At 59.9% G+C, this 14,189-nt stretch carries 15 protein-coding genes; 5 read left to right on the top strand and 10 right to left on the bottom strand.

The annotated features are described in order from the left end of the window. Positions 1-41: 41 nt before the first annotated feature. From AC3WJW_RS03990 to AC3WJW_RS03945, 10 genes are all read right to left on the bottom strand, one after another. On the bottom strand, positions 42-2,111 hold the full coding sequence (locus AC3WJW_RS03990) for a TonB-dependent copper receptor (RefSeq protein ID WP_493725199.1): 2,070 nt from the start codon (positions 2,109-2,111) through the stop codon (positions 42-44). Between the two features lie 239 nt (positions 2,112-2,350). Continuing rightward, a complete protein-coding gene (locus tag AC3WJW_RS03985; protein WP_493725198.1) occupies positions 2,351-2,794 on the bottom strand; it encodes a DUF2946 domain-containing protein in 444 nt (147 codons plus the stop codon). A 21-nt stretch (positions 2,795-2,815) separates the two neighbouring features. Further along, the gene (locus AC3WJW_RS03980; protein WP_493725197.1) at positions 2,816-3,295 is read right to left on the bottom strand and encodes a copper chaperone PCu(A)C; all 480 of its coding nucleotides are present in this window, start codon (positions 3,293-3,295) and stop codon (positions 2,816-2,818) included. 47 nt (positions 3,296-3,342) lie between these two features. Continuing rightward, complete coding sequence (locus AC3WJW_RS03975; RefSeq protein ID WP_218476126.1) at positions 3,343-3,741, bottom strand: DUF2946 domain-containing protein; 399 nt, start codon at positions 3,739-3,741, stop codon at positions 3,343-3,345. A 100-nt stretch (positions 3,742-3,841) separates the two neighbouring features. Next, positions 3,842-4,132, bottom strand: coding sequence for an addiction module antidote protein (locus AC3WJW_RS03970; protein ID WP_007994260.1), 291 nt, complete (start codon positions 4,130-4,132; stop codon positions 3,842-3,844). Between the two features lie 3 nt (positions 4,133-4,135). Continuing rightward, positions 4,136-4,438 carry a type II toxin-antitoxin system RelE/ParE family toxin gene (locus AC3WJW_RS03965; protein WP_493725196.1) on the bottom strand — a complete coding sequence of 101 codons (303 nt, stop codon included), beginning with the start codon at positions 4,436-4,438 and terminating at the stop codon, positions 4,136-4,138. Between the two features lie 201 nt (positions 4,439-4,639). After that, positions 4,640-5,356 carry a cobalt-precorrin-6A reductase gene (locus tag AC3WJW_RS03960; protein WP_493725195.1) on the bottom strand — a complete coding sequence of 239 codons (717 nt, stop codon included), beginning with the start codon at positions 5,354-5,356 and terminating at the stop codon, positions 4,640-4,642. Continuing rightward, positions 5,353-6,450, bottom strand: a complete 1,098-nt coding sequence (locus AC3WJW_RS03955; protein ID WP_493725194.1) for a cobalt-precorrin-5B (C(1))-methyltransferase — start codon at positions 6,448-6,450, stop codon at positions 5,353-5,355. Before AC3WJW_RS03955 ends, AC3WJW_RS03960 begins: the two co-directional genes overlap by 4 nt. Then, a complete protein-coding gene (gene cbiE, locus AC3WJW_RS03950) occupies positions 6,443-7,654 on the bottom strand; it encodes a precorrin-6y C5,15-methyltransferase (decarboxylating) subunit CbiE (RefSeq protein ID WP_493725193.1) in 1,212 nt (403 codons plus the stop codon). The genes AC3WJW_RS03955 and cbiE overlap by 8 nt, the downstream gene beginning before the upstream one ends. Before the next feature lie 157 nt (positions 7,655-7,811). Then, the gene (locus AC3WJW_RS03945; protein WP_493725192.1) at positions 7,812-8,459 is read right to left on the bottom strand and encodes a hypothetical protein; all 648 of its coding nucleotides are present in this window, start codon (positions 8,457-8,459) and stop codon (positions 7,812-7,814) included. Positions 8,460-8,746: 287 nt separating this feature from the next. Between AC3WJW_RS03945 and cobG the strand changes: the two genes are divergently transcribed. From cobG to AC3WJW_RS03920, 5 genes are all read left to right on the top strand, one after another. Then, positions 8,747-10,069, top strand: a complete 1,323-nt coding sequence (cobG, locus tag AC3WJW_RS03940; RefSeq protein ID WP_493725191.1) for a precorrin-3B synthase — start codon at positions 8,747-8,749, stop codon at positions 10,067-10,069. After that, a complete protein-coding gene (locus AC3WJW_RS03935) occupies positions 10,062-10,688 on the top strand; it encodes a precorrin-8X methylmutase (protein WP_007979603.1) in 627 nt (208 codons plus the stop codon). Before cobG ends, AC3WJW_RS03935 begins: the two co-directional genes overlap by 8 nt. Next, on the top strand, positions 10,688-11,419 hold the full coding sequence (locus tag AC3WJW_RS03930) for a precorrin-2 C(20)-methyltransferase (RefSeq protein ID WP_493725515.1): 732 nt from the start codon (positions 10,688-10,690) through the stop codon (positions 11,417-11,419). Before AC3WJW_RS03935 ends, AC3WJW_RS03930 begins: the two co-directional genes overlap by 1 nt. Continuing rightward, a complete protein-coding gene (gene cobJ, locus AC3WJW_RS03925) occupies positions 11,419-13,125 on the top strand; it encodes a precorrin-3B C(17)-methyltransferase (RefSeq protein ID WP_493725190.1) in 1,707 nt (568 codons plus the stop codon). The genes AC3WJW_RS03930 and cobJ overlap by 1 nt, the downstream gene beginning before the upstream one ends. Positions 13,126-13,344: 219 nt before the next feature. After that, positions 13,345-14,160: a hypothetical protein gene (locus AC3WJW_RS03920; RefSeq protein WP_493725189.1), complete on the top strand. Its 816-nt coding sequence runs from the start codon at positions 13,345-13,347 to the stop codon at positions 14,158-14,160. The last annotated feature ends 29 nt before the right edge of the window (positions 14,161-14,189 follow it).

The raw sequence follows: 14,189 nt of genomic DNA, 5'->3' as shown, positions 1-14,189 counted from the left end.
CTGTAGGAGCTGGCGAAGCCTGCGATCTTTTGATCTTGTTGTCAGAAACTCATATCTACCCGGGTCCAGAGCGTGCGCCCCGGCTCCTTGATGGCCTGCGGGTCATTGGCCGGATAGCCGAAACCTGCGTTGCCGGCCAGGTTCAAGTGCTCGGCGTAAGCCTTGCCGAACAGGTTGTCGACGCCGCTGCTGACCTTCCAGTTGCTGTTGATCCGATAGGCACCGTTGAGGGAGAACACGCCGAACCCCGGCGTCTTGCCGAAGTCCTTGCCGACCACGTTGCCTTTGTTCTGGTCGATACGGTTTTGTGCGGCGACCACTCTCCACAGTGCGCCGGCACTCCAGTTGTCTTCGCTGTAGGTCAGGCCGAAACGGGCATCCAGCGGCGGCATCTGCGGTAATGCAGAGCCATCGCTGCTGTTCTTGCCCCAGGCGTAGGCCAGGGTCGCGTCGGCTTTCCAGTGTTCAGTGAGGCTGTACGCGGCGCCCAGTTCGCCGCCCATGATTCGTGCGTCGATGTTCTCGGCTTGCGAGGTCGTGCCCATCATCGTCGGGGTGTAGTTGAACAGGATGTAATCGCGCACCTGCCCGATGTAGCCCGAGGCCCAGGCTTCGAGTGCTCCGGTCTTGTATTGCAGGCCGAAATCGAGCTGGGTGGTTTTTTCCGGCTTGATCGAATCGAAGGCATTCACCGAACCGGCGGGGCCGGAGTTGGGCGAAAACAGCTCCCAGTAATCCGGGAACCGCTGGGTGTGACCGAGGCCCGCGTACAAGGTGGTCGGGCTGTCGGTCAGGTCATGCTCGTAGCGGATGAAGCCGCTTGGCAGGGTGTCGGCGCGGGTGTCGTCGGCGGTCGGATTCGGGCGGGTCATCATTCCCGAGCCGATGGTCTGCCGATAGTCCTTGGCCGAGGCGCGGTCCAGGCGTGCGCCGCTGATCAAACGGTCACGGTCGGCGGCGTACCAGGTCAGTTCGCCGAATACACCGTAGTTATGGAAGTCGGCATCCTTGGTGTAGGGCAGATCCTTGTAGGTGTCGATGCCCATGGCGCTGCGCTGGCGATGTTCGTTGGTCTGCGCGTCGATGCCGCTGATCAGTTGCACATCAGCCCAGCGCCAGGTGGCCTTGATCCGCGCGCCGAGGGTGCGGCGGTCGACGTTGGAGGCCATGGGCCCGGCCATCATGCCGGTACCGGACGGCGTGCGCAGGGTGTAGTTGTCCATCACGTGGTCGGCGTAGTTGTAGTAGACCTGCGCCTCTACCGTATCCAGCACATCGCCGATGTTGGATTTCTCGAAGCGCAGACCGAGGCTTTCGCGCAGGAACTGCGAACCGTCCATGCTGCGCCCGGCGTAGCGCGCTTCACCGTCACCCTTGCCGGCGGTCAGCTCCAGCAGGGTATCAGCATCCGGGGTCCAGCCGAGTGCGACGTCGCCGTTCCATTTGTCGTAGCGCGATGGGACGGTGTCGTTGTTGCCATCCTGATAGTCGTCTGCATGTGCGGTGTTGCCGATCACCCGCACGTAGCCCAGTGGTCCGCCGGCAGCGGCGTCCACCAGTTTGTCGAAGCGCCCGTTGGAGCCGGCCAGCACGCTGGCATTCACCCTCGTGCCGAGTTCGCCGAAGCTTTCCGGCTCGCGGTCGAACAGGATGGTGCCGGCCGAAGCGCCCGGTCCCCAGAGCACGGTTTGCGGGCCTTTGATCACGGTCAGCTTGTCGTAGGTTTCCGGCGAAATGTAGGAGGTCGGCGCGTCCATCCGCCCAGGGCAGGCGCCGAGCATCATGCCGCCGTTGGTGAGGATGTTCAGCCGCGAGCCGAACATGCCGCGCAGCACCGGGTCGCCGTTGGTGCCGCCGTTGCGCACTTGGGCGAAACCGGGAATGGTTTTCAGATAATCCGAGCCGTCGCTGGCCGGCACCGGTTGGCGCGGGTCCTTGGGGTTGGTAACAATGGTCAATGGCGAACTGGGGGCCACGGCGGTAATCACCGTCGGGCTCAGTTCTTCAGTGTGACCGGCGTGTTCATCGGCCAGCGCGGAAGGCGCCAGCAATGCACTGCACAAAATCGCAGCGGCGTGCCTGAAACGAATGCCGGATTCGTTTTGGGTCATGGAGACTTGAGTTGGACTCAAGCCTGTGTCAGCAGAAAACCTGGACATGAAATTTCCATCGAACAGTCGTAAACGACACGGCCGGCAGCCTGAAGCTGTCCCTGTGGGAGCGGGCTTGCTCGCGAAAGCGGTGTACCAGGCGACATCTATGTTGACTGGCACTCTCTCTTCGCGAGCAAGCCCGCTCCCACCGGTTGCTTGGGTTGTTTTGCGGACCGTGTGAGATCGGAGGTGGGTGTTTACGCGACGGAAGGCGGGGCGCGGGTGCGGGCGCCGGGGAAGAAGGTCTGCCGGGCATGACCCAGGCGCGGAGAAGGTGTGGTGAAGGTGTTGACGGGTGGAATGACGAAGTTGGCGAAGGACACACCACCGGTCAGCGCCGGGCAGTTGAACAGCAGGCTGCAATAGCCGCACTTTTCCCACAGCACATGGTGCCCCGGGGCAGGCGGGCAATGCTCGGCGGAGGTTTGCTTGCCGTGGTCGGCATGCTCCATCGCCGACATGTCCATGCTCATGCCCGCCGACATGCTCATCGACATGGCGCGCGAATCCATCGGCATCGACTGGGAAATCAGCGGACCGATAAAGATCATCAGCATGGCGAACAGGCTGATCCAGCTGCCGCGTGTCAGGCTCAATGCCTGACTGCGTGGCCTGGATGACCTGGCGCTAGGCGGGCGCATGGGCGTTTTCAGCTCAGGCGATTACGGATTGTGCGCGTGCGCTTGCATACCGTCCGGCGCCTGCTTCTGCACCGCGACTTCGACCGTCACGTCACCGGCCTTCTCGAAGTGCAGCGTCATGGGGAAACGCTTGCCGTCAACCAGCAGACTGCGGTCCTTGAGGCCCAGCAACATCACGTGATAGGCCATCGGTGCGAAAGTGACCTCGCCACCGGCGGGTACTTCCACGCTCGGTACGTGCTGCATTTTCATCATGTCGCCTTGCATCACGTGCTCATGCAATTGCGCTTCGCCGGCAATGGGGGAGTCGACGCTGAGCAGGCGGTCGGCGGTCTTGCCTTCATTGTCGATCACGAAATACGCCGCAACGGTGGGCGCATTGGGCGGCAATTCCTGGGACCACGGATGAGCGATTTCCAGTGCTCCGACCTTGTATTCGTGGGCATTGGCAAAGCAGGCAGGCAGCAGCAACGCAGCCAGAACGATGAGTTTGTTCAACATGGCAGTTCTCCGGGACGATTTAAAACGCAGTCAATTGCGAGAAAAAATCACACCAGAGGGGACGCGCGGGGGTTGAGACTCGGCCATTGCTGGCGCGGTGACGGGCTGGTGAGCGAAGTGGCAGGCAGGCTTCGGTTGGATTCGAAGTGCGCGAAATACAGCTGTGGCGAATGCCCCGGCAACGCCACCAATGGCGCAGAACCCGAACAGCACCAGCAATGCTGCATGTTGGAATGATCGTCGTTTTGCGGGGCTTTCTGTTCAAGGTCGCCGATGGAGATCGCCACCATCCTGGTGCCGCTGGCGCTGCAGAAGCTGCCCCACAACAACTGTTCGGCAGGTGACTTCGACGTTTGCGCCATCGCTCCGGACATCGGCATGGCGAGCAAATTGAACAGCACTGCGAAGCAGGCTATCCAGGCAATTGCGAGCCGTTGTCGGGACATGGGACAAAATCCGTTTGGGTGGGCGATCAGGCGCGGGCTATTTAGCCTGATCAGGGCCGATAAGTAAAAACGCGGCGTGCGGTTTGGTGTCGCAGCGCAATCAGACAGCGATGGCGTGCAAACGCAGACCCAAGGCTTTCATAACCTTCATGATAGTCGCGAATTCAGGATTGCCACTACTGCTCAGCGCCTTGTAAAGACTCTCGCGTCCCAGGCCGGCATCACGGGCAATTTGTGTCATGCCCTTTGCTCGGGCGATATCGTTGAGCGCTGCACGTATCAACACGCCGTCTCCGGCATCCTCTTCAAAGCAGGCATCCAGATAAGCCGCCATTTCCTCCGGTGTCTTGAGAAACTCGACGGCATCAAAACGGGTAAATTGTTCGGCCATGATTTACTCCTCATTACCGATATTGTGTGCCATTTGAATAGCACGTTTGATATCTCGTTTTTGAGTCGACTTGTCACCCCCGATCAGCAGCAAGTAAATCACCTCATCTCTGCGAGTGAAGTACAACCTGTAGCCTGGGCCGTAGTGAACGCGCATTTCATAAACTGCAGCACCTACAAATTCACAATCACCAAAATTTCCATACTCGGCTGCCCGGAGTCTGGCGATTATTCGAGCTTTGCCGATGGTGTCCCTCAATGAGTGTAGCCAGCCGGCAAATACTCGGGATCGCTCAAATTCGATCATGTTGAATCGTATTCCTTGGGATACAGAGTGGCAAGCGTCACTTTCTTTTGGGCGAGGCGATACATCCCAGTGGATGTTGGGTGCGCTTGATTGGTTCAGGAGGAGGTGAACTATAGGATTGAGGAGGTAGAGTAGATAGCCAGCGTCGTCTGAGATTATTGCCAGCAGAATCACAAGATCTGGCAGCTTTCAGGAATAGTCCTACATCGATAGGGCATCCAGCATTTCTGCCACCGAGCCAAATTTCCGATCAACCTCCGGCAACCCCGGTCGTTTCAATATAATCACCGGCACCCCACGCTCACGCGCCACTTCCAGCTTCGGCTCGGTCGCCGTGCTGCCGCTGTTCTTGCTGATCAGCACGTCGATGTTTCGCCGTGCGAACAACGCGCGTTCATCGTCGATCAGGAAGGGCCCGCGTGCGCCGATCACTTCGCAGCGCTCGTTGCCCGGATAGACCTCCAGCGCGCGCAGGGTCCAGAATTGCTCCGCAGGAATTTCATCCAGGTGTTGCAGGGGCTCGCGACCGAGGGTGAACAGCGGTCGGCGGAAGGGTTTCAGGGCTTCGATCAGTTCGGCCCAATCGGCAACTTCCCGCCAATCGTCTCCGGCCCGGGCTTGCCAGGCCGGACGCCGTAGCGCCCAGCAGGGAATTCCGCTCAAGCGCGCGGCGGTCGCAGCGTTCTGGCTGATTTGGGCGGCGTAGGGGTGAGTGGCGTCGACCAGCAGCTCGATTCCTTCATCGCGAATGAATTGCGTCAGACCCTCGGCACCGCCGTAACCGCCCACGCGGATCTGACAGTGCAGGTCCGTCGGCACCCGACCGATACCGGCCAGGCTATAGATGTGCTGCGGCCCCAGCGTGCGGGCAATGGCCAGGGCTTCGGTCACACCGCCGAGCAACAGGATGCGCTTCATTGAAAAGCGCCTGCATGGCCGACAATCCCGCCCTGGCGATCGATGGCAAAGACTTCCACCTGAACCTGCGCCGGCACCACGCTGCGGGCAAAATCCAGGGCGTGCTGGCAGACTGCGTCGCCCAGTGCAACTCCGGCTGCGGCGGCCATGGCCAGTGCCTGCTGGCTGGTGTTGGCCTCGCGGATGCTTTGCTGCAATGCCGTATCGGCGCCGACCTGTGCGGCCCATTGCGCCAGTTGCGGCAGGTCGATGCTCGAATGACGACTGTGCAAATCCATATGCCCGGCCGCCAGTTTGCTGATCTTGCCGAAACCACCGCACAGGCTGAGCTTGTCCACAGGCACTTTGCGCAGGTGCTTGAGTACGGCACCGACGAAGTCGCCCATTTCGATCAGGGCAATTTCCGGCAAGTTGTAGACCTGGCGCATGGTGTCTTCGCTGGCGTTGCCGGTACAGGCGGCGATGTGCAGGTAACCGTTGGTTTTCGCCACGTCGATGCCCTGGTGGATCGAGGCAATGTAGGCCGCGCATGAAAACGGCCGGACGATGCCGCTGGTACCGAGGATCGACAGTCCGCCAAGAATGCCCAGGCGCGGGTTCATGGTTTTCAGCGCCAGTGCCTCACCATTCTCGATATTGACCGTCACGTCGAAACCGCCAGCATAACCGAGCTCGTCGGCCAGTAGGGCCAGGTGATCGCCGATCATTTTGCGTGGCACCGGGTTGATCGCCGGTTCGCCGACACCCAGCACCAGCCCGGGCCGGGTCACGGTGCCGACGCCGTGGCCGGCATGGAAGCGAATCCCCGGCTCGGCGCTCAGGCGCACCTGCGAGTAGAGCAGGGCACCATGGGTCACGTCGGGATCGTCGCCGGCGTCCTTGAGGGTTCCCGCTTCGGCGCCGTCCCCGGTGAGGCGGCAGAACTCCAGGCGCATCTGCACGTGCTTGCCTTTGGGCAGCACGATGTCCACCGCATCGGCCGTTACACCGGCCAACAGCAAGCGTGCGGCAGCTAGGCTGGTAGCGGTGGCGCAACTGCCGGTGGTCAGGCCACTGCGCAACGGGGCGGGTTGTTCGGCGGTTTCGTCACGCATCGAAAGGCTTCGTCACGTCCAGCAAGGTAATCGGCAGGGCCTGGCGCCAGGTGTCGAAGTCGCCCAGCGGTTGAGCCTGCGCGATATGAATCCGCGTCAGCTCTCCGCCGTGTTGCTCGCGCCAGGCCGTCAGGGTCATTTCACTTTGCAGGGTGACCGCATTGGCAATCAGCCGGCCACCGGGCTTGAGTTCGGCCCAGCATGCATCCAGTACGCCTTCACGGGTGACACCGCCGCCGATGAAAATCGCGTCGGGTCGCTCCAGGCCGGCCAAGGCCTGCGGCGCACTGCCACGAACCAGCTGCAGGCCGGGAACACCAAGGGCATCGCGGTTGTGTTCGATCAGCGCCTGACGGCCGTTATCCGCCTCGATGGCCAGTGCACGGCAACCAGGGTGGGTGCGCATCCATTCGATGCCGATCGAGCCACTGCCGGCACCGACATCCCACAACAATTCGCCGGGGATCGGGGCCAGACGTGCAAGGGTGATGGCGCGCACATCGCGTTTGGTCAATTGGCCGTCATGCTTGAAGGCGGAGTCCGGCAGTCCAGCCAGTCGGGACAGCCGCAACGTGTTCGGCTCTGCGATGCACTCGATGGCGATCAGGTTCAGATCGGCGATCGGCGGATCGTTCCAGTCGCTGGCGATACCGTCGATACGCCGCTCGGCTTCGCCGCCCAGGTGTTCCAGCACGGTGAGACGACTGGGACCGAAGCTTCGCTCGCGCAACAGTGCAGCAATGGCGGTGGGGCTACGGCCGTCGTTGCTCAATACCAGCAAGCGCACGCCGCTGGACAGTTGGGCGTTGAGTGCGGCGACCGGCCGGGCCACCACCGATAGGGTGACCACGTCCTGCAAGGGCCAGCCCATTCGCGCAGCGGCGAGCGAGCAGGAGGAGGGCGCGGGAAGCGTCAGCATTTCGCTGGCAGGGAGTTGTCGGGCAAGACTGGCGCCGACGCCATAGAACATTGGATCGCCGCTGGCCAGGACGCAGACGGGCTCGCCACGTCTGGCCAGGACCGGTTCAAGGGTAAAGGGGCTTGGCCACAATTGTCGTTCGCCACGGATGCAGGCTGGCAGCAGATCCAGTTGTCGTTGACCGCCAATGATCCGCGAAGCCTTCAGCAGAGCATGCCGGGCATTTTTTCCAAGCCCCTTGAAGCCTTCCTCTCCGATGCCTACTACTGTCAGCCAGGGGGTCATGCTGTTCCTCATCTATCAATCGAAGCCAGATCACGGTGACGGTCCGTGCCGGGCTGGCGGTTGCGCATCATACCGCGGCGCGGCATTCGCCTGTCGTGATTGGGTGAAGGCGTGTTTTTGACCGTGATGGCACTGTCAAGTGTCAGGATATTCAATCCTATGATGGTTTGCGCAGTTCGAATCTCTTCATGGTGATCTCGCGAAGCTTTTTTTCAATCAGCGGTTTTTTATTATCGAGTTTGTATCTGTCCAGTTTAAGGCTGGCCCGTCGCTGGATGATTTGTGCATCCTGATCTTCCCAGTTCCAGAACAAAAAACCATTGTTTCTTGCAGGTACTATCAACTCAAGATTAAAGACGGCTATTTCAAGAAAACCCTGTGGATCGTAGCGTGCCGGTATTACCTGAAAGCCTTCTCCCATAAGACTCTCTTCATCCAGCGAAAACAGCGCCGAGTTGTCGGGCTTCAGCGCGTCGAGCGTGTCTATCATGGCATTGCCTTGTCGGGAGTCGCGCATGCCTTCAGCGCTTTGCACCAGAAAGTCCGCAACGCTGTGTGAAATGACGCTACGGGTGCGGGTGAAAATTGCGTCTTCAAAGACAGACCAACCCAGGAAATCCATTGTCTTTACATATTCACGCAGCCACTCTGACGAATCAGTGAAGCGGCTACAAAGCATGTCAGCGGATTTTGTGGCTAATTGCGTGCAAACGGTAAGGTCTTCGTAATCTAGCAGTGAGATTTCGTCTATGCATGACGTGAGGCTATGTCCGGTTAATACTCCAGACAGGTTGTTTTTACTCATGTATTACTCCTGGTAGTTATTTGTTTTACATGTTTGCTATCGTTGTTTGCGAATAAAAAGTACAGGAGTCGATAGGAGGTTGAAACAAGAGCGGGGTGTGAAGTTGTTTTTTGTTGTCAGTGTTTTTTACGACGTTTTATGCCTGGCATGAACAAGTACGACTCGTGTGCCAGAACAAACACTCTGACGCCGGAGCCAGGCGCTTTTCGTCGTCCATCTGCCTGGACTTTTCATCCCGCCTGCCAAAGCAGGCATAATGCTGCCCTTCGCCTCGTACCGGTCATCCAGTGAATTCTCGTCAGAAATCCAACCCTTTACGCCCTTCGGCCTGTCCCGGATTGCTGCGTATCGTCCAGGCGTTGGACGGCGGCATCTGCCGAATCAAACTCGGCAGTGGTTCCATCCGCGCACAGCAGGTCGTCGCAGTGGCAGAGGCAGCCGAGCGATATGCTGGTGGTGTGATCGAGGCAACCAACCGCGGCAACTTGCAGATTCGTGGCATCGGCAAAGAACAGGGCGCCTTGATCGACTGCCTGCTTGCCGCAGGATTGGGCCCGAGCCATGCGGCCGGTGACGATGTTCGCAATCTGATGCTCAGCCCCGCCGCCGGGTTCGATCGGCAGATGCTGTTCGATACCCGTGCGCTGGCCGAGCGGATTTTGGCCACGGTGCAACAGCACGAACGCTTTCACAATCTCAGCGCCAAGTTCGCCGTGCAACTCGATGGTGGCGAGGCTTTGGCGATGCTTGAACATCCCCACGACCTGTGGCTCGCCGCCTTCGAGCGAAACGGTGAACGACGGCTGGCGTTTGGGTTGGCCGGATGCCCGACGGATACACCGGCCGGTTCGGTCGCGCTCGACGATGGCCATGCCCTGGTAGTCGCGGTGCTGGAGTTGTTCCTTGAATGGGCGCGCCCCGAGCAGACGCGGATGCGTCATTTGCTGGCCGAGTACTCGATCGAGCACGTTCTGCTTCGGCTGGCTGAGCGTGTGTCGATGCAAGCGGTTGTCGATTGGCAGCGGGTTTCGGCTGGCAGCGATTTGCACATCGGCGCCCATCTTCAGGCCGAGTCCGGCGTTGTCTATGTGGGGGCTGTCCCGCCACTGGGGCGGCTCGATCCGACGATGCTGCGGGGCGTGGCGCAAGTGGCCTGCGAGCTCGGTGATTCGAGTCTGCGTTTCACACCCTGGCAAAGTCTGCTGGTGCCCAATGTTCGCGCGGAAAATGCCGCTGAGGTCATTCGGCGACTGCAGTGGCTGGGTCTGCAATGCGAAGCCGATCAGCCATTGTCCCGGCTGATCGCCTGCACCGGCTCGAACGGTTGCGCCAAAGGCCTGGCCGAGACCAAGGGCGATGCCCTGCAATTGGCCGCGCTACTGCATCGCCACGGACCGGCGCTGAACATACACCTGAGCGGTTGCCCGCGTTCCTGCGCCGCTGCGCATATCGCACCCGTCACCTTGCTGGCCGTCGCCCCCGGTCACTACGATCTATATTTTCGCGATGCAGCGCAGCCGGGTTTCGGCGTGCTGCGTGCGCACAACCTTACTATTGAAGCGGTCGCGACCTTGCTCGACGTCCGCTCACGGAGCCCCCTTGATGCTTGATTACATCCGCGACGGTCAGGAGATCTATCGCAACTCCTTCGCGATCATTCGTGCCGAGGCCAACCTCGACCGAATTCCGGCCGATCTGGAGAAACTCGCAGTCCGTGTGATCCACGCCTGCGGCATGGTCGAGGCCATCGACGGTTTGCAGTTTTCCGAAGGGGCGGGCAAGGCCGGGCGCGATGCGCTGGCGGCCGGCGCGCCGATTTTGTGCGATGCGCGAATGGTCTCCGAAGGCGTGACCCGCGCGCGGTTGCCGGCGAACAATCCGGTGATCTGCACCCTGCGCGACGAAAGCGTTCCGGAACTGGCCCGGGAATTGGGCAACACCCGCTCAGCCGCTGCGCTGGAACTGTGGCGTCCCCATCTGGAAGGTAGCGTGGTGGTCATCGGCAACGCCCCGACAGCATTGTTTTATTTGCTGGAAATGCTCGACGCCGGTGCGCCGAAACCGGCGCTGATCCTCGGGTTCCCTGTAGGTTTCGTCGGCGCCGCCGAGTCCAAGGCAGCGCTGGCGGCTGACAGCCGTGGCGTGCCGTTTGTCATCATGCAGGGTCGCCTGGGCGGTAGCGCCATGGCTGCCGCCGCCGTCAATGCCCTCGCCACGGAGATCGAATGATGCAGCAACCTGGACGTTTGATCGGCCTCGGTGTCGGTCCCGGTGATCCGGAACTGATTACCGTCAAGGCGCTGCGGCTGCTGCGCGAGTCGCCTGTAGTGGCGTATTTCGTCGCCAAGGGCAAGAAGGGCAACGCCTTCGGTATCATCGAAGCCCACCTGCAGGACGCACAGAATTTGTTGCCACTGGTGTACCCGGTGACCACCGAAGCCTTGCCGGCGCCGTTGTCCTATGAGCAAGTGATCAGCGACTTCTACGATGACGCTGCCGTAGAATTGGCCGCGCATCTCGACGCAGGCCGCGATGTAGCGGTGATCTGCGAGGGCGACCCGTTCTTCTACGGATCGTACATGTACCTGCACGACCGGCTCGCCCAGCGTTATCAGGCTGAAGTCGTGCCTGGCGTGTGCTCGATGCTCGGCGGTGCCTCGGTGCTCGGTGCGCCGCTGGTGTATCGCAATCAGAGTCTGTCGGTGTTGTCCGGTGTGCTGCCGCACGACGAACTCAAGCGTCGCCTGGCCGATTCCGATGCGGCGGTGATCATGAAACTGGGACGCAACTTTCCCAAAGTCCGCCAGGTGCTGGAAGAGCTCGGCCTGGCCGAGCGTGCGCTGTACGTCGAACGCGCAACCATGGCCAATCAGAAGATCGTGCCGCTGGACCAGGTTGAGCCGATGTCTTCGCCGTACTTCTCGTTGATCATCGTTCCCGGTGAAAGGTGGCAAGGCTGATGACCCGTCCAGTTCCGGCGATTGTCATTCTCGGCAATGGCAGCCTCGCGACCGCACAGAAAATTCAGCAGTTTTATCCGGGTGCGTTGATCCACGGCCTGACCGGGCGGGTTGAGGGCGCTGACCAGGTCTACCGTGAATTCGGTGCGACCCTGCGTGAGCTTTATCAACAGGACACGCCGATCATAGCCTTGTGCGCAGCCGGGATCGTGATCCGAACGCTGGCGCCGTTGCTGCTGGAAAAAGGCGCCGAGCCGCCAGTGCTGGCTGTGGCCGAAGACGGCAGTGCGGTGGTGCCTCTGCTTGGTGGTCTTGGCGGCGTGAATGTGATGGCGCGCGAGATTGCCGCCGCACTGGAGGTCTCGGCGGCGATCACCACCAGCGGTGAACTGCGTTTCGGCACCTGCCTGCTCAATCCGCCCAGTGGGTATGCCTTGGGCGATCTGGAATTGGGCAAACGTTTCGTGTCCGATTTGCTGGCTGGTGAAACGGTGCGCATCGAAGGTTCGGCACCGTGGTTGGCGCAAGCGCAATTGCCTGAGAATGAACACGCGCGACTGACCGTTCACGTCGGTCATGCCGAGCGAGCGCCTGCGGCCCACGAATTGCTGATCTATCCACGCAACGTGCTGGTTGCCGTGGCGGGCGAAGTGGCCAATGCATCGGCCGCCATTCGCCAGGCTTTGCGTCAGGCCGGAATCGCAGTGCAATCGGTGGCTTGCCTGTTGGCAGCCGACAGCGAAATGGCCGGCTCCACGTTACGCGAAGCGGCGCTCGAACTGGGTGTGCCGTTGCGTTTTGTCAGCGCTGCAGGTGCGGCGAGTGAGCTGGTACATCATGCCATCAGGCCTGTATCCATCGTCGGCGATGACGTGGTTGCCATTGCAGTCGCCGAGCAGCCGTTGGAGCCATCGCAGATCGGTCGACCGCGCGGACGGCTGGCGGTGATTGGCCTCGGGCCAGGCGCTGCCGACTTGATGGTACCTGCGGTGAAGGCAGAACTGGCTCGTGCCAACGATGTGCTCGGCTACGAAACCTACGTGCGCATGGCCGGGCCATTCCGGGCTGACCAGGTGCTGCACTGCACGGATAACCGCGAAGAAATGCAGCGTGCCCGTCACGCCTTCGAACTGGCGGCTCAAGGGCGTTCGGTGGTGGTGGTGTCGTCCGGTGATCCGGGGGTCTTTGCCATGGCCGCGGCTGTGCTGGAGGCGCTTCACGAGTCCAGCGATGCCGCCTGGCACAACGTCGATCTCGAAATCCTGCCTGGTGTCTCAGCCTCGCTGGCGACGGCCGCCCAGGCCGGTGCGCCGTTGGGTCATGACTTCTGTGTGCTGTCGCTGTCAGACAACCTCAAGCCCTGGTCGATCATCGAAAAACGTCTGGAACTGGCCGCGCAAGCCGATCTTGCACTGGCTTTCTACAATCCGATCTCTCGTTCACGTCCCTGGCAACTGGGGCGGGCGCTGGAGATTGTCAGCCAGCACCGTGAGTCGGGAACTCCCGTCGTATTGGGGCGGGATATTGGCCGTCCGGGTCAGACGTTGCGGGTGACCACCCTGGGTCAACTGGGTGTCGATCAGGTGGACATGCGGACGATGGTACTCATCGGGTCGTCGACAACTCGTGTGTTCCCTCGCCTGGACGGGAATGCCTGGGTGTACACGCCACGCAGTTATGGCGACAAGCTTACCCCCATTCAATAGTTACTATTCCGGGCTGCTGAATAAGTCCAGGTCATTATTGATTAATAATGACCTGGTTAGTGGTGCCTGATCGTTTGTTGTTGAGTGTGCGTCTCGTTAGTGTGTAATGATCGATATACATATGTTGTGTTTGGTTGCGGTTGATCGCTGGGGTGAGCTGCGTTAGTTTTAAGGCGCTTCTGGATGAGGCGATTTTTAATAAATAAAGGAGTATTGCTTGTGGATGATTTTGAACGTTCTGTAAGTGTTTCGAAAAGTGCTGATTTTGTAAGGGCATGCATTAAGAAGCGTAAAAGCGTCATGGCCAAACAAGCGAGCACAATGTCGTTGATGTCGTCGGTCGCTTCGAGTCCCACCAAGGAGCTGGACGCGTTGGTGCTGGGCAACAGTCTGATTGGTTACGGTGACAAAATCTCCATCGAAAACATGGCGATTATTGAAAACCTGATCACTATGTCGAAAATGGAAGCGAATTACGAAGTGCCCGGAAATAAGAACCCCAAAGCTTGGTACCACGCGTTTACCAAGTGTATGGAGGACTTGGGGTGTTTTGTCCCGGATAAAGGTTACTCAAAATACAGTGCCACTTCGCTAAGGATCACAATGGATAATGTCATGGTTGACATTATCCAGGCTGCCGTTGAGGCTGCAAAGGCTGCAGTTCCTGGCGCTACTGTGCTCAGTGCAATAACCAACACTACGTTGGATGCATTGAAGAAAGAGCCTGATGCAATAAATCTGTTCAATCTAGAGGCGAAGAATACTGAAGGCGTGCGTTTGTCCACTATTCCCTGCGAACAAATGGCCAACGGAATTATCCTGATCGCGGTAGGAGCCGTTGATCATCAGGGTGGGGGTAATGATGGCGGTCTCCTGTTCGTTGACTGGAAGACTTCTTCCCTGGATATTTTCCACGGTAAGTCGTTCGTAACGTTCAATCCTGCGCGTTATGCGGAAATCAAGTCGGAAATTGAGGAGTACCTCGGCGTTCACCGGAAGGAAGTTTTTGTCAAGCGTTTCAGCCGGCGCAAGTGAGGGGACAAGGTCAGAGGCTTTGGGTCTCT

The organism is Pseudomonas sp. GW821-FHT07G06, from assembly GCF_058986625.1.
The sequence above is the reverse complement of the archived record's forward strand: the minus strand, read 5'-3'. Positions and strand labels throughout refer to the sequence as shown.